The sequence below is a fragment of the Citrobacter rodentium NBRC 105723 = DSM 16636 genome, from assembly GCF_021278985.1.
In the GTDB taxonomy this organism is placed as follows: Bacteria; Pseudomonadota; Gammaproteobacteria; order Enterobacterales; family Enterobacteriaceae; genus Citrobacter_A; species Citrobacter_A rodentium.
This window is the reverse complement of the sequence record NZ_CP082833.1, coordinates 3,300,703-3,320,756: the sequence shown is the minus strand read 5'-3', so window position 1 is coordinate 3,320,756 and position 20,054 is coordinate 3,300,703. Positions and strand designations below refer to the sequence as shown.

The 20,054-nt window shown below is 57.0% G+C and carries 18 protein-coding genes; all 18 read right to left on the bottom strand.

Annotation, left to right across the window (positions count from 1 at the left end; translation table 11 throughout):
* Positions 1-3: 3 nt before the first annotated feature.
* The 18 genes from wcaL to wzb all read right to left on the bottom strand — a co-directional run bounded on the left by wcaL (position 4) and on the right by wzb (position 20,052).
* Positions 4-1,224, bottom strand: coding sequence for a colanic acid biosynthesis glycosyltransferase WcaL (wcaL, locus tag K7R23_RS15545; RefSeq protein ID WP_012906383.1), 1,221 nt, complete (start codon positions 1,222-1,224; stop codon positions 4-6).
* Positions 1,221-2,501, bottom strand: coding sequence for a colanic acid biosynthesis pyruvyl transferase WcaK (gene wcaK, locus K7R23_RS15540; protein WP_012906384.1), 1,281 nt, complete (start codon positions 2,499-2,501; stop codon positions 1,221-1,223). Before wcaK ends, wcaL begins: the two co-directional genes overlap by 4 nt.
* Before the next feature lie 58 nt (positions 2,502-2,559).
* Complete coding sequence (gene wzxC, locus K7R23_RS15535; protein WP_012906385.1) at positions 2,560-4,038, bottom strand: colanic acid undecaprenyl disphosphate flippase WzxC; 1,479 nt, start codon at positions 4,036-4,038, stop codon at positions 2,560-2,562.
* A 1-nt stretch (position 4,039) separates the two neighbouring features.
* Entirely contained in the window at positions 4,040-5,434 is a 1,395-nt protein-coding gene (wcaJ, locus tag K7R23_RS15530) for an undecaprenyl-phosphate glucose phosphotransferase (protein WP_012906386.1), read from the bottom strand.
* Positions 5,435-5,488: 54 nt separating this feature from the next.
* On the bottom strand, positions 5,489-6,859 hold the full coding sequence (gene cpsG, locus K7R23_RS15525) for a colanic acid biosynthesis phosphomannomutase CpsG (RefSeq protein ID WP_012906387.1): 1,371 nt from the start codon (positions 6,857-6,859) through the stop codon (positions 5,489-5,491).
* 159 nt (positions 6,860-7,018) lie between these two features.
* On the bottom strand, positions 7,019-8,455 hold the full coding sequence (gene cpsB, locus K7R23_RS15520) for a mannose-1-phosphate guanyltransferase (RefSeq protein WP_012906388.1): 1,437 nt from the start codon (positions 8,453-8,455) through the stop codon (positions 7,019-7,021).
* Between the two features lie 3 nt (positions 8,456-8,458).
* The gene (gene wcaI, locus K7R23_RS15515) at positions 8,459-9,682 is read right to left on the bottom strand and encodes a colanic acid biosynthesis fucosyltransferase WcaI (RefSeq protein WP_012906389.1); all 1,224 of its coding nucleotides are present in this window, start codon (positions 9,680-9,682) and stop codon (positions 8,459-8,461) included.
* A complete protein-coding gene (locus K7R23_RS15510; protein WP_024132740.1) occupies positions 9,679-10,158 on the bottom strand; it encodes a GDP-mannose mannosyl hydrolase in 480 nt (159 codons plus the stop codon). The genes wcaI and K7R23_RS15510 overlap by 4 nt, the downstream gene beginning before the upstream one ends.
* A gap of 2 nt (positions 10,159-10,160) precedes the next feature.
* The gene (gene fcl, locus K7R23_RS15505) at positions 10,161-11,126 is read right to left on the bottom strand and encodes a GDP-L-fucose synthase (protein ID WP_012906391.1); all 966 of its coding nucleotides are present in this window, start codon (positions 11,124-11,126) and stop codon (positions 10,161-10,163) included.
* Between the two features lie 2 nt (positions 11,127-11,128).
* Positions 11,129-12,250: a GDP-mannose 4,6-dehydratase gene (gmd, locus tag K7R23_RS15500; RefSeq protein ID WP_012906392.1), complete on the bottom strand. Its 1,122-nt coding sequence runs from the start codon at positions 12,248-12,250 to the stop codon at positions 11,129-11,131.
* Between the two features lie 26 nt (positions 12,251-12,276).
* The gene (gene wcaF, locus K7R23_RS15495; protein WP_012906393.1) at positions 12,277-12,825 is read right to left on the bottom strand and encodes a colanic acid biosynthesis acetyltransferase WcaF; all 549 of its coding nucleotides are present in this window, start codon (positions 12,823-12,825) and stop codon (positions 12,277-12,279) included.
* A 14-nt stretch (positions 12,826-12,839) separates the two neighbouring features.
* On the bottom strand, positions 12,840-13,586 hold the full coding sequence (gene wcaE, locus K7R23_RS15490; protein ID WP_012906394.1) for a colanic acid biosynthesis glycosyltransferase WcaE: 747 nt from the start codon (positions 13,584-13,586) through the stop codon (positions 12,840-12,842).
* Between the two features lie 13 nt (positions 13,587-13,599).
* Complete coding sequence (gene wcaD, locus K7R23_RS15485) at positions 13,600-14,820, bottom strand: colanic acid polymerase WcaD (protein ID WP_012906395.1); 1,221 nt, start codon at positions 14,818-14,820, stop codon at positions 13,600-13,602.
* Complete coding sequence (gene wcaC / locus K7R23_RS15480) at positions 14,795-16,012, bottom strand: colanic acid biosynthesis glycosyltransferase WcaC (RefSeq protein ID WP_012906396.1); 1,218 nt, start codon at positions 16,010-16,012, stop codon at positions 14,795-14,797. Before wcaC ends, wcaD begins: the two co-directional genes overlap by 26 nt.
* The gene (gene wcaB, locus K7R23_RS15475) at positions 16,009-16,497 is read right to left on the bottom strand and encodes a colanic acid biosynthesis acetyltransferase WcaB (RefSeq protein ID WP_012906397.1); all 489 of its coding nucleotides are present in this window, start codon (positions 16,495-16,497) and stop codon (positions 16,009-16,011) included. The genes wcaC and wcaB overlap by 4 nt, the downstream gene beginning before the upstream one ends.
* 2 nt (positions 16,498-16,499) lie before the next feature.
* Complete coding sequence (gene wcaA, locus K7R23_RS15470; protein WP_024132741.1) at positions 16,500-17,342, bottom strand: colanic acid biosynthesis glycosyltransferase WcaA; 843 nt, start codon at positions 17,340-17,342, stop codon at positions 16,500-16,502.
* Positions 17,343-17,443: 101 nt separating this feature from the next.
* Positions 17,444-19,606, bottom strand: a complete 2,163-nt coding sequence (wzc, locus tag K7R23_RS15465; RefSeq protein ID WP_012906399.1) for a tyrosine-protein kinase Wzc — start codon at positions 19,604-19,606, stop codon at positions 17,444-17,446.
* Positions 19,606-20,052 (bottom strand): low molecular weight protein-tyrosine-phosphatase Wzb, encoded by a 447-nt coding sequence (gene wzb / locus K7R23_RS15460; protein ID WP_012906400.1) that lies wholly within the window; start codon positions 20,050-20,052, stop codon positions 19,606-19,608. The genes wzc and wzb overlap by 1 nt, the downstream gene beginning before the upstream one ends.
* Positions 20,053-20,054: the final 2 nt, after the last annotated feature.

The following is a 20,054-nucleotide window of genomic DNA, read 5'->3' as shown; positions in this document are numbered from 1 at the left end:
CGTTTACATCGTTTGCAGCAGACTGGCTAACTGGCGGTTAATTACCTGCTGGTTAAAATCATGCTCCACTTTTTCACGGGCGCGCTGTACCACCGGTTCCAGAGCATCCTGGTCGATCTGACTGAACGCCGCGAGTCGCGCCGCCAGCGCTTGCGCATCATTCTCCGGCACCAGCCAGCCGGATTTGCCAGCTTCCACCAGTTCGGGAATACCGCTGTGGAGGGTAGAGATAACCGGAATGCCTACCGCCATCGCTTCCATCAGCGCCACCGGAATCCCTTCCATATCGCCATCTGCGCCGGTCACTGAAGGCAGCAGGAACACATCCGCCTGATCCAGCATCGCCTTCACTTTATGGCTGGGTTTAAAGCCCGGCATCTCGATCATTTCATCCAACTGATACTGCTCAATCAGGGTGCGCAGACGCCGTTCCCAGGGACCAATCCCGAGGATGCGATAACGAAATGCCACCCCCTGCTCCTTCAGTTGACGACAGGCTTCGATCGCCACGTGCAGCCCTTTCTTTTCGGTCAGACGGGCCACGGAAATGATCTCCAGCGGCGTACCGGGGGCTTTCACCGGCCGGGGGCTGAAGCGGGCCATATCAACGCCCATACGCGAAACGGCGATTTTCTCCGGCGGACAGCCCATGCTTTTCAGACGCGCGGCCCACAGTTCGCTGATGGGCAGCATCAGGTCGCCCCGCTGAAACAGTCTCTGGTATTCCGGGGTGTAATGGTTAAGCACCTCCCGGCTGGAAATATCGATACCGTGAAAAATGGTCGCGATCTTGCCGTTAATCACCCCCAGTTCGCGCAATTTAGTCGCCGTCACGCCCGCGGGTCCAAAGTGGGCGATAAATACATCGGCGTGAACAGGTTTACGCATCTGCGCGCAAATGGAGGAGAGGATCAGGTTGCGCGATTCATCGCCATAGCGGGAAAAATTCAGCGACTTCCACGTCGCCGCCCGATGCAGTCCCGACAGCGTTTTCAGCGCCCGGTGGCGCAGTTTCGCCAGCCGCCCCTGCGGCTCGTCCTGTAACCAACGTGTTTTTGCCGCCAGATGGTACTTTTCCCAGGCGGCATGCGTGTTTTGCGTATCGCCTTTTTGCAGCGCGACGATCTCCACCTCAAACCCCATATCAATAAACGCGGTAATCTGATTGAGAACGAAGGTTTCCGATGAGAGCGGAAATTTCAGTAAAAAGAAGCTGACCTTCATTTCCCCTCCCCGATGCGCGCCAGTACCGACTCAACCATCCGCATCCCCTGCTCGCGCTCGCGCCGCACCGCTACCGCCAGGCGCTCGTTCACCTGCGGTAGCTGGCCCAGCGTATCGGCCACCATCCCTTGCAGACTGCCGTCCAGCAGGTGACGAATATCCATCGCCATCTCCGGCATTCCCAACTGCTGCATAATGCCCGCAGATTTATGTTCATAGTTGATGGCGATCGCTGGCGTCGCAAAGTTCATTGAGATAATCGCCGAATGCAGGCGGGTGCCGACGGTCAGCGCACAGGCGCCGAGGATCTTGCCCATCTCGAGATCGTTAAGCTCATCCATCACCACGTGATAACGCGACGGATCGCTGACGTGCTGGCGCAGATTCAGCGCCACCATCCGGTCATCCTTGTTGTAACTATCGATACCGGTACAGGTTGAAAGCGCAATGACCTGATAACCTTCGTCGAGGATCCGGTTCACCACCCCGGCGAAGGCTTTTTCATAGGCCGCCTGGGTCGTGCCGAGACGTTTATCAAACGGCGCCAGTTCGCGCAGGGTAATGGCGACGGTTTTCTGTTTAGCGGCAACATCCAGCCAGTGCTGCACCGCATAGCCCGGCTCAAAATCCCCGGCATGGTGATCCACCAGCCAGGCGGTGTCGACGCCGTGTTCCACTTTGGCGGTGGTGATTTCACTGCGCTTCATCAGATCCAGACTGACCGACTCGCGGAGGATCAGCGCATCGCAATGGCCAAATACGTAATTAGCCAGTTGATTAAACTGCGGATCCTGGAACGGCCCCACGCTGTGACCAATCATGTACAGCGGCTTTTTCGCCATAAAGGTACAGAGCGCGTGCTCAAACTGCGGTACGCCGTAGAGATCGACAAAGAACGAACCGCCGACCTGGATAATGGCGTCATAGCCGGAGAGCAGACGGACAAAATCGGTAAAACCCTGCGCAATGGCGATGTTGCGCAGTTTGCCGGTATCGGTCACGCGCGAGAGCAGCACCTGATGCTGGTAGCGGCGGCGCAATACCTTTTTTACCCGTCCAACCACTCCGGCGGCGCTGTTATGCTGTTTCATCTGTAAAAAGAGCGGGTCGCCCATCACCGGGCGATTCAGAAGCCATGACGAACTCACCGGATAGCGGCTCATCACATCCACTTCCGCCTCCGGCTGGAGGTGGTGAATGGCATCCAGCAGGCCGCGTAAAATTGCGCTGTCGCCACGGTTGCCGCAGGTGTGGTTGCCCAGGATTAATAATTTCATAAAAACCTCAAATCGCAGGCCGGATAAGGCGCTGTCGCCATCCGGCCAGAATAGTGACTCAGCCTGCCCGTAACAGGGTTTTCATTTTTTCGCTGCGGCAAAACTGCCGCTTCATTTCAACCACCAGCGGGTGGCGGGAAAGCACAATCATCAGCGCAAACGCCAGCGCGCCGGCGACGATCTGCGAAGCCAGCAGCAGGCCCAGCGGCAGGTGTCCCCGCAGCACAACGCCCAGCCCGTAGCTCACCGCCAGCGTCGGCAGCGAGAGATAAAACGGCAGCCACAGGCTGAGAATGTACTGACGATAGCTGGAGCCCAGCACCGGTTTGATCATGACGAAATAGCTCAGAACGGTGTTGATGATTTGCACCAGCAGGAAACCCAGCGTGACGCCGATGGCCCCCGCCAGATGCCCGCCGACGATAATCGCCGGAATAAACAGAAAGGTTTTAAAAACGTTGAATTTGAAGCTGATATCGACCCGCGCTTTCGCCATCAACAGCGAACCTATCGGGTTACCGACGGAGCGCAGCAGCCCGACGATGCACAGCAACTGCAATACCGGAATAATGCCGTTCCACTTCTCGCCGAAGACCAGCGGCACGAAATTGTTGGCGACCACCATCAGCCCCAGCAGCGCCGGAAAGTTGATAATGCCTACCACCGAGAGCAACTTGTAAAAGTTGACGCGCAGCTTCTCCGTGTCGTCCTGAATTTTGGCGAACGCCGGAAACAGCACGCGGGTAATGATCGGGTTAAGCTTCATCGGCGGCACCACCGCCACGTTGTAAGCGAGGTTATAGCCGCCCGCGACGCTGGCGCCGAGAATGCGCGCCAGTACCAGCGTGGAGAGGTTGGTATTGACGTAGTTGATGATGCTGTCCGCCGTCAGCCAGGCGCCGAAGCGCAGGTTCGACGACACCGACGCCAGCGAAAAATGCAGGCCGGGACGATAAATCTTGCGGCCAAAGTAGCCGAACAGCAGCGTGCGCACGGCGCTGTTAACCAGATACCCCAGGATGGCGGTTAACGCCCACGGCCAGAAATGGGCGCTGACTACCGTAAAGGTGAAGCCCGCCAGCACCGCGCTGGTTTCAATCATGCCGATCTTGTTGAACTCCAGCTCTTTTTGCATCAGGGCGCGGAACTGCTGCCCGTGCGGGATCACCACAAACGCCAGCGAGAGCGTTTTAATCAGCGGCGCCAGATCCGGGTTATGCAGCAGAGCGGCAATGCCGTCGCTCAGCAGAAATACCGCCACGCATACCACTACCCCTAAGCCGACGTTCAGCCAGTAAAGCGTGGTCAGCTCGAGGTGGCTTATCTCTTTGCGCTGAATGATGGAGTTGGCAATGCCGAAGTCGGAAAGGGTGTCGGCCAGCGCGATAATCACCAGCGACACGGTCAGCAGCCCGAACTGGTGGTTATCGATAATCCGCGCCAGCACCGTCATCTGGATCAGCCCAAGCCCGATGATGATCACGGTGGCGATGGCCGACCACTTCGCGCCGCTGATGGTTTTTTCTCTTAAGCTCATGTTAATACGCCGCTTTATTCACGAAGCCTTTGAAGATGGTCAGAAAAACGATTTTGATGTCGAACCAGATACTCCATTCGCGAATGTATTCCAGGTCGAACTCCACGCGTTTCTCCATTTTCTCCAGCGTATCGGTCTCGCCGCGCCAGCCGTTGATCTGCGCCCAGCCGGTAATGCCCGGCTTCACCTTGTGGCGCAGCATGTAGCCTTCGATAAGCTGTCGATACTGTTCGTTATGCGCCACCGCGTGTGGACGCGGGCCGACAATCGACATACCGCCGGTAAGCACGTTGATAAACTGCGGCAGCTCATCGAGCGAGGTGCGGCGCAGGAAGTTACCCACCTTCGTGACCCGCGGATCGTTTTGCGTCGCCTGGGTCACCACCCTGTCGTTTTCCATTACCTTCATCGAGCGGAACTTCCACACTTTAATCGGCTTACCGTACATGCCGTAGCGGGTCTGACGAAAGATTACCGGCCCCGGCGAACTGAACTTCACCGCCAGCGCAATCGCGCACAGAACGGGGGAGATCAGCAGCAGGATCAGCGAGGCGAGGATGATATCTTCCGCGCGCTTGAGCAGCCGGTTTAAACCCGACAGCGGCGTGTCATACAGCGGCACCACCGGCACGCCGCTCACTTCCTCAATGCGGGAGTGGAGGATATTAAAGGTAAAGACGTCCGGAATAAGGATCACCGAACAGGTGGTGTCCGCCAGTTCGCGCACCAGCTTTTTCACCTGCGCGCCGTCGCTCATCGACATGGCGATATAGACGTTATGAATACGTGAGGCTTTGGCATCGTCAATCAGCTGTTCGAAGTTGCCGGCCCAGTCGGAGGTCACGCCGCCCGGTTTCGGGTCGTGATAGACGCCCACCACCTCAAAGCCCAGCCACGGCTCGTTGCGGAAGCTGTCGAGCAGCGCCTGACCGGCAGGCAAATCGCCCGCCACCGCCACCAGACGTTTGTTATAGCCGCGATTGCGCAGCCAGCCCGCGCCGAAGCGGATAAACGAACGGCATAGCACAAGGCCGAGGCTGCTCAGCAGATACCATGCCAGCCAGACGCTGAGGCGGTTATCGAAGTCTTGATTAAACGCCACCAGCCCGGCGCTGAAAACGAGGCTCAGGGTCCAGTTTTGCAGCAGGAGCGTCAGCTCGGTAGCGATTTTGACGCCGCGCCAGGAGCGATAAAAATCGGTCATGCCGCCCAGCATCTGAAAAACAACCAGCGTAATCAGCGCCACCAACAGGTGCATGTACAGGAAAGGCAGTCCGCTCACTTCGCAGACCAGCCACAGCCCGCCAAACATGATGGTGATATCTGAAAAGCGTTGCACCATAGAGATTAACGATGCATTGGTTTTCGCTCGTTCGCGCTTTTTTAGATTTGTCATCGTTGTTCCTGTTATTAACCCCTTACCCGCCAGCGGGTAAGGGAGGATCTGACCTTACTGATTCAGCAGCGTCAGCAGAGTGCGCGTTCGCGCTTCCATCAGCGGGATGTCACCGCGCGATTCAACGTTCAGACGCACCACCGGTTCGGTGTTGGAGGAGCGCAGGTTGAAGCGCCAGTCGGCGAACGACATGCTGATGCCGTCGGTGCGGTCCACCGCCAGCGCCTCTCTGGCAAAGTGCTGCTCCACGCGCGCTATCGCCGCCTCCGGTTCCGCCAGCCTGCTGTTGATTTCCCCGCTGGCCGGGTACGCCGCCATCCGGTCGCGCACCAGTTCGCCCAGCGACTGCCCTTTCAGGCACACCAGCTCCGCCACCAGCAGCCACGGGATCATCCCGCTGTCGCAGTAGGCAAAATCGCGGAAGTAGTGATGGGCGCTCATTTCGCCGCCATAAATGGCGTCTTCCTGGCGCATCCGCTCCTTGATAAAGGCGTGGCCGGTTTTCGACATCACCGGCGTGCCGCCTGCGGCCTTCACCACGTCAACGGTGTTCCAGGAGAGACGCGGGTCGTGGATAATCTTCGCGCCGGGGTGTTTTTCGAGGAACGCTTCCGCCAGCAGGCCGACAATGTAGTAGCCCTCAATAAACTGGCCCTTCTCGTCGAACAGGAAACAGCGGTCAAAATCACCGTCAAAGGCGATGCCCATATCCGCGCCGTGTTCAATCACCGCGTTGCGGGTATCGGCCCGGCACTCCGGCAGCAGCGGGTTGGGAATACCGTTCGGGAAGTTGCCGTCCGGGGTGTTGTGCACTTTGATGAACTCCACCGGCACGCCCTGCGCCTGAAAGCGTGCTTCGATGGCATCCACCACCGGACCGGCCGCGCCGTTGCCGGAGTTGATCACCAGCTTCAGCGGGGTGAGGTTTTTCAGGTTAATGTAGCCGAACAGGTGGTCGATATAGGCATCGCGCAGGCTGATTTGCCGGTAGCTGCCGCGCTTTGCCGCATTCACTGGCGGGAAGTCGTTGGCCTCCGCCAGGCGCTGCACGTCGCGCAGGCCGGTGTCGCCGCTGATCGGGCGCGCGCCTTCGCGCACCAGCTTCATCCCGTTGTAGTCCATCGGGTTGTGGCTGGCGGTCACCTCGATACCGCCGTCAACGCCCAGGTGGAAGGTGGCGAAGTAGATCTCCTCGGTGCCGGACAGGCCGATATCCAGCACGTCGACCCCCGCATCCTGTAGCCCTTTTGCCAGCGCCAGCTTCAGCGCCTGGCTGGTCAGGCGCACATCACCGCCCAGCACAATGGTTTTCGGTTTGAGAAATTCGCCGTAGGCGCGGCCAATCCGCCACGCAATATCTTCATTCAGCTCTTCGCCCAGCCTGCCGCGAATATCGTAGGCTTTGAAACAGGTTAATTTTGTCATCTTTTTACCCTTCTTCAGGCAACAGTCAGCCCTGACCGTGAAACGGCCAAATTTGTTTTTGTCGTTAATTGCCCGGTGGCGCTGCGCTTACCGGGCCTACGGGTTCTGAAAACTGTAGGCCGGATAAGCAACGCGCCATCCGGCAAGATCATCGGCTGGTTAAACCCTTCCGTAGCGATCCTGGAAGCGCACCACGTCGTCCTCTTCGAGATACGAGCCGGAGCGCACTTCGATCAGGTCGAGCGGGATTTTTCCCGGGTTTTCCAGGCAGTGGGTGGCGCCCAGCGGAATATAGACAGACTCGTTTTCACCGAGCAGTCTGACCTCACCGTTGATGGTCACTTTAGCGGTGCCCGCCACCACCACCCAGTGTTCGGCGCGATGGTGGTGCATCTGCACCGATAGCCCCTCGCCGGGCTTGACGGTAATGCGTTTCACCTGGTAGCGGTCACCGGCGTCGATAGAGTCGTATTTGCCCCACGGCCGGTACACTTCGCGGTGAATATGGTGTTCATGGCGACCGTCGGCTTTGATCTGCTCAACCACTTTTTTGACGTCCTGCACCGCGTTGCGATCGGCAATCAGCACCGCGTCCTTGGTCTGTACCACCACCAGATCCTTCACCCCGACGGTGGTCACCAGCCCGGACTCGGCATAAACGTAGCTGTTCTCGGTTTTGTGGCTAATCACATCGCCGTGATGGACATTGCCTTCCGGGGTATGCGCGCTGATCTCCCACAGCGACGACCACGAGCCGACATCGCTCCAGCCCGCATCCATCGGCATCACCACCGCATCCGCCGTGCGCTCCATGACCGCGTAGTCCACCGACTCTTCCGGACAGGCGAGAAACGCCGCTTCATCCACGCGGATAAAGTCCAGATCCGGGTCAACGACGCTCATCGCTTTTTCACAGGCGGTCAGAATATCGGGACGGTACTTTTGCAGCTCTTCCAGATAGCGTCCGGCGCGGAACAGGAACATGCCGCTGTTCCAGTAGTAATCGCCGCTGGCGACATAGGCCTGCGCAGTTTCCAGACTGGGCTTCTCGACGAACTGCGCCACTTCAAAAGCCAGCGCGTCGCTCCCGCCCGGCAACACCTCCCCGCGGCGGATGTAGCCGTAGCCGGTTTCCGGCAGATCCGGCACGATGCCAAAGGTGACCAGCTTGCCCGCTTCGGCATAGGGCATGGCGTTACGCACCGCCTCGCGGAAAGCATCTTCATCGGCAATAACGTGATCCGCCGCCAGCACCAGCAGCAGCGGATCGCTGTCCGGACTGTGGCGCTTCGCCGCCAGCGCCGCCAGCGCGATGGCCGGGGCGGTGTTGCGTCCGGCCGGTTCGAGAATAATGTTCTCGGTCAGTTTATTCAGCTGACGCAGCTGCTCAGCGACGATAAAACGGTGCTGCTCGTTGCAAATCACGACCGGACTTTCGCACTCCACGCCGTTCAGACGACAGATAGTCGTCTGCAGCATGGTCAGATCGCCTTTCAGGCACAAAAACTGTTTTGGATATAGTACGCGGGAAAGCGGCCACAGACGGCTACCGGAGCCACCGGCCATCACGACCGGATATAAAGTGGTTTGACTCATGATTTATCCCCGTATATCTGCAATAAATTGTTTCAGCACGTTCTCTTTATCGAGCGTGCGTTCGGCATAATCACATGCCACCGTGTTGTTTTTCGGCATGGCGAGCGCGGTGGTAATCCCGGCGACCAGCGCCGCGACCGATTCCGGCTCAACGCAAACGGCGATGCCCGGATAATTTGCGCACAGCTGGCCCAGCTCGGTTTCCGGCTCGGCGGTGATCACCGCGTTGCCGCCCACCGCCAGAATATTGGTCAGCTTGGAGGGTAAAACGGCATCCGCCGCGCCGCGCTTTTGCACCACCAGATGGCAGTCGCCCATGCTCAACAGCGCGGGCAGCGCTTCATACGGCTGCAACGGATAAAAGCGGATGTTATCGAGGCCGCGCTCGCGGGCCATCTTCTCGAGCCGCGCTTTCCCGCCGCCCTGCCCGACGATGGCGAACATCAGCGGCTGGTCGCGTAGCTGCGCTGCGGCTTCAATGACGTTCTCCAGCCCCTGCTTTTCACCGATATTGCCGGAGTAAAGAATGATTTTTTTATCATCCGGCAAGCCAAGCTGACTGCGCAGCGCGAGCACCTCTGCCTGGTCAACGTTCTGAAAACGCGCCACTTCCGACCAGTTCGGGAAAAAAATCACTCTCTGCGCCGGGACGCCTTTCTCTTGCGCTTTGTTCATCATCGAGCGGGAGATTGTGGAAACGTTATCGACGTTGTGCAGCCCGCTGCGCTCGAAGGCGGCGGCCAGCTTCGCCACTTTGCCGGTGCGGCCCTTTCCGGCGAGGCCAAGCCCGAGCATGGCATCTACTTCGTAATCCTGAATATGCAGCAGGGTGCGTGCGCCGGAGAGCTTCGCCAGCAGGCGCATTCCCGGCGTGCAAAACAGCGTCGGCACCACGCCGATAATGCGATCCGGCTTCCAGCGACGCTGGGCCATCAGCGGGAAAAAGCTGCTCAGCGCGAAGCTGCCAAGATGCAATAAACGTTTCAGCGTTGAAGGCTGCTTCGGCACATACAGCGGGCAGCGCCAGACGGTGGCGTTCCCCTCTTCCCGGCGATAGCGCCAGGCGGAGTAGCGCTCACCAACTTTCCACTGCGGATAGTACGGCGGCGCGGTGATGACCCGCACCTCATGACCTTCACGCGCCATCCACTCAACCATCTCGCCGGTATACTTGCCGATGCCGGTTAGCTCCGGCGAATAATTAATGCCGTACACCAATATTTTCATAAACCCGGTACCCCGGCCTGACGCTCCGGCATAAAGTACGCCCGACTGTTGTCATGCACATTGTCGCTGGCGAGCAGCGCTTCTGGCGTCTGCCAACGGTAATCGTCATGCTGAGAATCAGGCAGAGACAGGTCTGCCTCTCTCACCTTCAGACGGAACCCCAGCACGATGTAGTGCGTGGTGAAGTCGCTGCCCGAAAAGTTATCGTCATAGAAGTGCTGCCAGACCCCGTAAAACTGGCCCGCTGCCATCGGCAGTTGCAGGCCCAGCTCCGCCAGAGTGAGACGCTCAAAGGCATCGCTGAGCGTCTCATCCTTCTGCACTCGCCCGCCGGGCACGAACCAGAAGCCCTGTGCAGGACGATTTGTTCGTTTTCCCAGCAGGAACTCGCCGCGTTCGTTTTCCACAATCAAATCAATGGAAATAAGCGGTGTCGAACGCACAACGGCGGCAAAATCCTCCTGACGTAAAAACATGCTTACCCCCGGAAACGGTGCTGATTCTCAAGGAACCACTGGTAGGTGCTGGTAAGGCCCGCCTCCAGCGAGATCTCGTGATACCAGCCCAGCTGATGCAGGCGGGTCACGTCGAGCAATTTGCGCGGCGTGCCGTCCGGTTTGCTGGCGTCAAACACCACCCGTCCCTTATAGCCCACCACCTGCGCGATCGTCTGCGCCAGCTCGCGGATGGTGCAGTCCACGCCGGTGCCGACGTTGATGTGCGACAGCATCGGTCGGGTGTTCTCCTGCCAGACTTCGCGAGCCAGCTCCATCACGTGAATGCTGGCGGCCGCCATATCATCGACGTGCAGGAACTCGCGCATCGGCGTACCGCTGCCCCACACCACCACGTCCGGCGCGTTTTCGACGGTCGCTTCGTGGAAGCGACGCAGCAGCGCCGGGATGACGTGCGAATTGCTCGGGTGGAAATTATCGTGCGGCCCGTACAGGTTGGTCGGCATCACCGAACGGTAGTCGCGGTCATACTGGCGGTTGTAGGATTCACACAGCTTGATACCGGCAATTTTTGCGATGGCGTACGGCTCGTTGGTCGCCTCAAGCGTCCCCTGCAGCAGCTCGCTCTCGGCAATGGGCTGCTTTGCCATTTTCGGGTAGATGCAGGATGAGCCGAGGAACAGCAGCTTGTTCACGTCGTTCAGGTGCGCGGCGTGAATGATGTTGCTCTCTATCATCATATTTTCATAGATGAAATCCGCCGGGTAAGTATTGTTGGCGACAATCCCCCCGACCTTCGCCGCCGCCAGATAGACCTGGTCAATGCGTTCGTTCGCGAAGAACGCCTGCACCGCGGCGCTATCCAGTAAGTTCAGTTCGTCGCGGCTGCGCAGCACCAGCTCCACGTCGCCGCGCTGTTCGAGCTGGCGTTTAATCGCGGAACCCACCATGCCGCGATGACCGGCGATAAAAATACGTTGTTTGCTCATTCTCAGGACTCCAGCGCGATGGCAACCTCGTAGCCGTGCGATTTCAGCAGGGAGTGTTTCTTCGCCGCTTCCAGATCTTTGGCGACCATTTCCGAAACCATCTCCTGGAGGGTAATTTCCGGTTTCCAGCCCAGCTTCGCGTGCGCTTTACCCGGGTCGCCCAGCAGGGTTTCCACTTCCGCAGGACGGAAATAACGCGGATCGACGGCGACAATCACATCGCCCGGCTTCACGCCCGGCGCGTCATGGCCGGTGACGGAAACCACAATGCCTTTCTCATTGACGCCCTCGCCTTCAAAGCGCAGTTTGATGCCCAGCTGCGCGGCGGTCATTTCAACGAACTGACGCACGGAATACTGCACGCCGGTGGCGATAACGAAATCTTCCGGCTGATCCTGTTGCAGCATCATCCACTGCATCCTGACGTAATCCTTCGCATGGCCCCAGTCACGCAGCGAATCCATGTTGCCGAGGTACAGGCAGGACTCCAGCCCCTGGGCGATGTTGGCGATGCCGCGGGTGATTTTGCGGGTAACGAAGGTTTCGCCACGGCGCGGCGATTCGTGGTTGAACAGAATGCCGTTGCAGGCGTAGATGCCATAAGATTCACGGTAGTTAACGGTGATCCAGTAGGCGTACAGTTTGGCCACGGCATACGGCGAACGCGGGTAGAACGGCGTGGTCTCTTTCTGCGGGATCTCCTGCACCAGACCGTACAGCTCGGAGGTGGACGCCTGATAGAAACGGGTTTTCTTTTCCAGACCGAGGAAGCGAATCGCCTCCAGCAGACGCAGGGTGCCCATCGCGTCCACGTCGGCGGTGTATTCCGGCGACTCAAAGGAGACGGCAACGTGGCTCATCGCGCCGAGGTTGTACACTTCATCCGGCTGAACTTCCTGCAGGATGCGGGTCAGGTTGGAAGAGTCCGTCAGATCGCCGTAGTGCAGATGGAATTTCGGGTTGCTGGTATGCGGATCCTGATAGATATGATCGACGCGTTCGGTATTAAAAGACGACGCGCGACGCTTAATGCCGTGTACTTCGTAACCTTTCTCCAGCAGCAGTTCCGCCAGGTAAGAACCATCCTGCCCGGTAACGCCGGTGATGAGAGCGACTTTAGACATGTTTATTTTCTCCAGCTTTTAAGAAATTATTCAGTTTCTACGCGTTCGCGTATCACCACTGCGGGATTGCCACGGCAAATCGTATTTGCCGGTAGCGATTTAAAAACGCTGCTGCGCGCGCCGACGACCGTGCCGTCGCCAATCGTCACGCCCGGGGCGACAAAAACATCCGTCGCCAGCCAGCACTTTTCGCCAATCACAATCGGCGTCGCGTTAATATCGAAATGCGCGCTGGCGTGATCGTGACTGCCGGTACATAAATAACTTTTTTGCGACACCACCGAATGTGCGCCAATAATAATCTCGCCCAGGGTGTATAAATTGACCTCATCGCCAACCCAGGCGTAATCGCCCAGCGTTAATTTCCACGGATAGGTAATTTTTGCCGACGGACGAATTACGACATTTTTGCCGATTCTGGCGCCAAATAAGCGCAGTAAAAATGCCCGCCAGCGATAAAGCACCTGCGGCGACCAGGCAAATAGTGTCGCCTGTACCGCCCACCATAATTGCACTTTTATGGCATTACCGCCGCGAAAGCCCTTCGGCACCGCAAAGCCGCTTAAATCTTGCATAGGGATTCCTTATACTAATTTTTGTTATATAAGGCTTTCGTTTTACCCGTGGTGCGTTGACGCAGATGCCAGGATAATTCTGCCCAGAAGCCGGGAACGCGTAATATCTGACGCTGCACTTTTTTCGCGTCTGCGCATAATTCCTGATTATTCGTGGTCGATACGCCACCCATTGAGAATTCAGACACCAGCCCATTAAGCTTTTTAAAGCGATAGCCCGATTTATACATTCTGGCCGCCAGCGCGTAGTCGGAAGAGACTTTATACTGCAAATCGTAATGCCAGATTTTTAACCCACTGAGCGGAAAAAATATTGCCTGATGGCTGGCCGGCAGGCTGTGGTAAATATACCAGCCGGGTTTGGCGCTGCGTTTAATTTTATGGCCGTTGCCAAAATCGAGCAGCGCGTCGCCGGTAATCATAACGTTATCTTTTTCTGCTTTCAGCTGGCGGACAAATTGCGCGGCATCCGGATGAAAAACATCGCCGGAGTTGAGAAACAGCACAAACTTCCCTTGCGCCATCTCAATGCCTTTATTCATCGCGTCATAAATGCCGTTATCCGGCTCGCTGACGAAGCGTAATGGGTACTCATCGTTAAGATTTTGCAGAAACTCACGGGTGCCGTCTTCAGACCCGCCGTCCACCACAATCCACTCGAAGCTGATATCGTCCGCCTGCGCCAGATGCGCAAGTGAGGCATGAGTTTTGATAATGCCGTCCAGATTACGAAACGCGACGGTGATAATGCTGAGCAGCATAGGAATAACCTCATTATACTTTTGTAATATTGAGCGCTTTGCGCAAAATAAACGGACACACAATTAAAAAAGCATATTCCGGGCTAAATATCGAACCGGTAAAAAACAGCGATACCGGAGTAAAAAGATAGAGCTGCACCCGAAAGTTCTGATTATCGCCAAAGGCGTTCAGCGTCATTTTTAAGATTTTCCCCAGATACCACAGCGTCATTAACACCGCGAACCAGGAAAAATAAATAATCAGCAGATACAAACCATTGTCTATTGTTTTCCCGACATCCGCACCGTTAAAGATTCCGAATGATGCGACATATTCATAAAGTGAGCCAAATCTGACTACGCCGTCAATATGGGTCAAAGAATAACCGACCATCACTAACGGACCGACAATGCGATAATAAGAGGATGAGCCTTCGGTTCCTAAATCGCCCAGACGCGTGGAGATATACGGAAACGCCACGATCACCCCGGTTAAAAATATGGCTAATGAAATTATCGCCAGCGGCAGCTTTTTCTTAATCGCGTCCTTATTCAGATACTGAAACGCCCACTCCAGCAGGTAAAACAGAATAAATGTCATTACCCCGGAAAACGATCCTGATAAAACAATCCCTGCCAGAATCATAGCATCTGTTTTCGGCGTTTTGATACCAAACTGTTTGATGCTGAGCCAAATTGAGATTAACGCCAGAGCAAAAAATGCCGGTTCGAAATAGAGCGCGGTGGTGCGCTTACCGCCAAATTTAATAAAGTTCAGAACATAGCTGTTACTGTAAATAAGATATTTCGAAATATTTTCCATCAGGCTACTGCCGCCGGTGAGGATAATTTGCGCCATCTCGACGGCGGCAAGCATCACCACCAGCGCCACCACCAGGTAAAAAAAGCGCAGGATCTTACGGTGGTTATGCGGCGAAATGGTTTTAAAACGGATACTCCAGACCATGCCGATAATGATCACAATATAGACAAACAGCATCGTCGAAGTGACGTACTTGCTGGCGTCCAGCGACTGGCCGAACAGGTAGTTAAAGGCGGTCAGCCCGGCGCCGATCCCCAGCGCGATCATCAGCTTTTTCAGGTTAATCCGCTCAACGAACAGCAGCAGCAGAACCGGCAAAAATGTCACGATGGTGATGGGAAAACTTTCGCCGAGCTGGGCAAGCTTTACGTTGACCAGCAGGTAGATCAGCGGTAGCAGCAGATAGCTACAGATTCTGATAGAACGAGACATACTCCTCCAGCATCTGTTGTCCGCTGTATGCCGCGCGGCTGCGTTCGCGAAAAGCCTCAAGCGAGGCGCCGAAAACCGCCTGCGCAATATCGGCTTTGCTGAGCTGCACCAAACGCAGAACGTCACTTTCGGCAAACGTTTTGCCGCCCGATTTATGCAGCACTTCCTGCGCCGCCTCGCTATGGGTGGCGATAACCGGCACGCCAATCGACAGCGCTTCGCATAAAATCAGCGGATAGTTGTCCACCCGCGAGCTGAACACCAGCGCATCCATCTGGTTCAGGGCGCTCATCAGCTTACGCTTGTCGGTTTCAAACCCGTGGTTGACCACGTTAGCGCCGTCAAACGGCGAGAATTTGCCGAAGGTGTGCAGTTCAATCTTTTCGCCCAACGCCATCATCTGGCGCACCAGCCGCTGGCTGGTTTTACCGTCGTAGCGCAGGTCGTGCGCGACAATGGCGATTTTCGGTTTACCCGCAGTGGCGCTGACGGGGGTCAATTCGGCAAGAATCGCTTCGGTCGCCACGTCAATGCCGTTATTAATGATCCGGCAGCGCCCTGCCCCGTACAGGCTGTTAAAAGCGTCGGCTACGTGCTGGCTCGGTGAGATAAACTGGCAGCCGAGGGCCAGCATGTCGCGGAAAAGCTGGCGCTTGCCGTCAACCAGCGCATGGGCGCGATCGACCTTCACCGGCGGGTAATTGCTCAGCGTCGGGCATTTCCGGCAGCCCGTCTTCCAGCCCTCGCAGCCGTCGGTAAAGGCACAGCGCCCGGTGACGCTCCAGTGGTCGTGCAGGGTCCACACCAGGGTGACGTCCGGCCTGTGGTTTTTCACCTTTTCGCAAAACGCCACTACCCCGGCCAGATTCAGCCAGTAGCTGTGCAGAACGTGGAAATGCAGCACCAGCGGTCCCGGCGTGCGGGTGACGGTGCGGTAAAGCGTATTCAGATTGCCGAACAGATCGCGATTAAACAGGCGAAATAGCGCGATATTCGCCACCGACGTCAGGCGCGGCGTCTGTTTAATGACGTGCGGATAACGCTGATGGCTGACGCTTTTCTTGCCGCCTTTGCCGTAGCCATAAACAAAACGTGAGGCCAGCCCTTTTTGCAGCGCGCGCTGGTGCAGATCCAATGCCACCCCAGCCGCGCCGCCTTCCGCCAGTCGCACATTAAATTGCAGAATGTTCATTTTATTGCCTTAACCCTGGCTTTTTCGCCCACCACCAGCGCGTTATCCGCAATGCTGTCGAGCACCACGCTGCCCGCGCCGATGGTGACGTTATTACCGATAGTGATATCACCCAGCACAACCACGTTGGCGCCCAGCTCAACGCCGTTGCCAATCACCGGACAGGCGAGGCTGTCAGCGCCGCGGTTGCCAATGGTGACGCCGTGACGAATGGTGAAATCATCACCCGCCACCACGTTTTTATTGATCACCACGGCATAACCGTGGTGAATGGTGAAACGACGGCCTATGGTCGCCGCCGCCTGAATTTCATAGCCAAACAGGCATTCGGTGATCAGGCGGTAGAGCACCAGCAGCGGCGCGGCCCACAGATTGTTGAGTACGTTTTTCTTGCGCCACACCGAGCAGAAGTGAGCAACGCGATAGGCCAGCACCATACAGCACGGGCGCAGGCTCCAGCTGTTGGCGCGGAGATCGTCCAGCATCCTCAGCGCCCCCGCAGTCCGTCAGCCAGCCGTTTACCATTGCGCACCGACAGCAGCGTCAGCAAAGTGCGCCAGGTCATCCGCTTGTTGCGGATCTGGTACAGGGTAAACAGCTGGTATTTCTTACTCGCACGGTCGAATTTGTCTTTGTGCTTACGGTAAAAATGGAAGTAGCCGGAGAATTTCTTCGGCGATGAGGTGATCTGCATTTCGCCGTGATTGATATGCAGGATCTGCGTCGCCTCTTCCACTTTCCACGGCTCGCCATATTCCACAACCATCCGCAGGAAGATGTCGTAATCCTGAGCGGCCTTCAGCTCCGTGTCGAACAGACACTCCTTAAAGCGCCACGCCCAGCTGAACACCTGGTTGCCAATAATGTTGCGCTTGTAGAACAGGCGGCGCGAATAGGGCGACTTCGGGTACAGCGGCAGGCTTGCCGGCTGCGAGTAAACTTCGCCTTCGCAGACATAGTCGTTGGCGTAGAGAAACGCATGGGTGGTCAGCTGGTGCTTATGGGCCAGAAAAACGCTCAGGCGGTTTGGCGTCCATTCATCATCGTCATCAATACCGGTAATGTACTCGCCGTTCGCCTGTAAAATCGCCTGATTGCGCACCGCGCAGGCACCGGAATTGACCGCGTTATGGGTGTAGCGCACGCGCGAATCGTTTAACCCTTCGACAAACTGCTGTAGCTGTTCGTATGAGGAAGAACAGTCATCAACGACGATCAACTCCCAGTGGCGATAGTCCTGGCGCAGCACCGATTTTATCGCCCGAATCGCCAGCTGCTGTCGGTTCCAGGTGGGCATATAAATTGAAATCAATGTATTGTCTGTTGTCATGCTCATATCCCGAAGTGTGCCGGATGGCGGTGTAATCACCTTATCCGGCCTACCGTCCCGCCCCGGTAGACCTGATAAGCGCTGCGCCCTCAGGCAACGTATTATTTTGAATCTGACTTGTATTCGTACTCGTAATAGCCGTAATCCTGGTATCCGGTGGCGCGGCGGAAGATGGAGTTGAGGATCACCCCTTTAACCTGGATGCCGTTCTGCTCAAAGCGGCTGAGGCTGGTTTCCACCTCTTTCAGCGTGTTGACGGCATAACGCGCGACCATCAGGGTGGTGCCAGCGTGGCGACCGACAATCGCCGCGTCGGTCACCGCCAGAATCGGCGGGGTATCGATCAGCACCAGGTCGTAGCGGCTGCTGGCCCACGCGATCAGCTCGCCAAAGCGCTCGCTCATCAGCAGTTCCGACGGGTTCGGCGGGACCTGGCCGCGCGGCACCAGATCGAAGTTGGCTATCGAGGTCGGTTTGGCGCAGGAAGCGATATCGCCCTTGCCGACCAGAATATCGGACAGGCCGTTGACGTTATTGGTGCCAAGCAGTTCATGGGTATAGCCTTTGCGCATATCGCAGTCGATCAGCAGCACCCGCTTGTTGGTCTGGCTGATCACCGCCGCGAGGTTGGCGCAGACAAAGGTTTTACCGATAGAGGGACTGACCCCGGTGAGCATCAGCACGTTGTTGCGCGCCTGCATCATGGCGAAGTGCAGGCTGGTACGCAGGCTACGCACCGCTTCGATCGCCAGATCGGTCGGGTTCCCCACCGCCAGCAGCTGGCTCTGCTTGTAGCGCTTCACGCCCTTAATGGTTTTTACGCTATCGCGCGATTTCTGCCATTCCGACAGCGGGATGCTGGCGTAAACGCTGATGCCGTTCTCTTCCAGCAACTGCGGGCTTTCGATACCGCGGTTAAACAGCGAGCGCAGCAGAACGCCGACGATCGACAGCATCAGGCCGAGAATAATGCTGCCCAGGATAATGAGCGCTTTTTTCGGCTTCAGCACGCCCGGCTGGGCAATCGCCGGATCGACGATTCGCACGTCGCCGACGGTGCTGGCCTCGGTAATCTTCAGCTCCTGCTGCTTGTTCAGCAGTTGCATATAGACCTGCTGACCGGACTCGACGTCGCGGGTCAGGCGCACGATCTCCTGCTGCGTCTTCGGCATCGCCGTCACGCGACCGTTCAGCTTCGCTTTTTCATCTTCCAGCGCCTGCCGTTTTTCCAGCAGCGTACGGTAGGCCGGATGCGCTTTGGTGAACAGCTTCGAGATTTCCGCTTCTTTAAAGGTCAGCTCGTTCAGCTGGGCGTCGATGTTGACCATCGAATCCAGCACCGCTTTCGCCTCCAGTGGCAGATCCACGGAATCTTTATCCTGGCGGAAGGCGTTGAGTTTGTTCTCTGCGACATCAAGGCGGTTGCGCACTTCCGGCAACTGTTTGGCGAGAAACGCCAGGCTTTTCGCCGCCTCTTCCGACTTACGCGCGACGTTTTGTTCCAGATAGTTGCGGGTGATGCTGTCGAGGATTTTGCGGATCTGCTCACGATCCTCGCCGGTAAAGGTGAGGCTCAGTACGCCGGTATCTTTACCGGTTTCGGTCACCGTCAGGTTGTTTTGCAGGTTGTTGATCATCCCGAGGGTGGAGAATTTATTGACGGTAAACTCGGTCTGCGAACGCGCATGGATGTCGCTGACCACCATCGTCACGCCATCTTTGCTCAGGGTTTGTCCCGTCTGGCCGCGGGCGCTAAAGCCGCCGTCGCTGGTCAGCGCGTAGTTTTTATCGTCAAGCACTTGCAGGGTGAACACCTGCTCGTTCATCCCTTTCGGCAGGGTAAAGGTCGTGACCTTTACCGTCTCGTTCTGCCGTCCCATCAGCCGTTCCCAGCCCGCGCCAAACAGCGGGAAGGTGTTTTTAGTGACCGCAATATCAAGATCGAGGTCATCCACCGTTTTGCCTAACACCAGCCGGGAGCGAATCAACTGGATCTCCGCTTCGGAGGCCGGCGGCTTGTTGGCTAACGCCGAGTTAATATCCTGCACCAGTGAGTTGCCGGTGTTTTGCTCGATTTGCACCAGCGCGTCGGCGCTATAGATAGGGGTGGCGAAAAAGGTATAAATCAGCGCGCAAAGCGCAAAAACCGCCGTAATTCCCAGCACCCACCAGCGAGCTTCAATGACGGTGCCGACCAGACGGCCGATATCAATTTCATCATTGCCGGTTGCCGGAGCGGCAGACTGTCTTACTTTTTCTGTCATTATTTTACCTGCTCTGCATTCAGTGCCTGCGCCCACTGGCGGGCAGACCGTTCAAGTAATGCGTACACCGCTTCAAACGCCTCGCGGCTTTTGCGATACGGATCGGGAATTTCGCGCTCATCGTCCCAGTGCCCGAAAAGCATGACCTTGCCGCGCATTTCCGGCGCCAGTTCGTGCAGAGAAGCAATGTGCTTTTTTTCCATCGCCAGAATCAGGTCGTAGTCGCGGCACAGTCGCCCGGTTATCTGCCGCGCGCAGTGCCCGTCCAGGGAGAGGCCGTGGTCGGCCGCCACGCTCAGCGCCGAGGCGTCCGCCCCCTTGCCCACCAGCGCGCCAAGCCCGGCGGATTCAACGGTCAGTTCAGGGTGATAGCGCTGCAACAGGCGCTCTGCCGTCGGGGAACGGCAGATGTTCCCCACGCAGACAACTAATATTTTGTTAAACATGG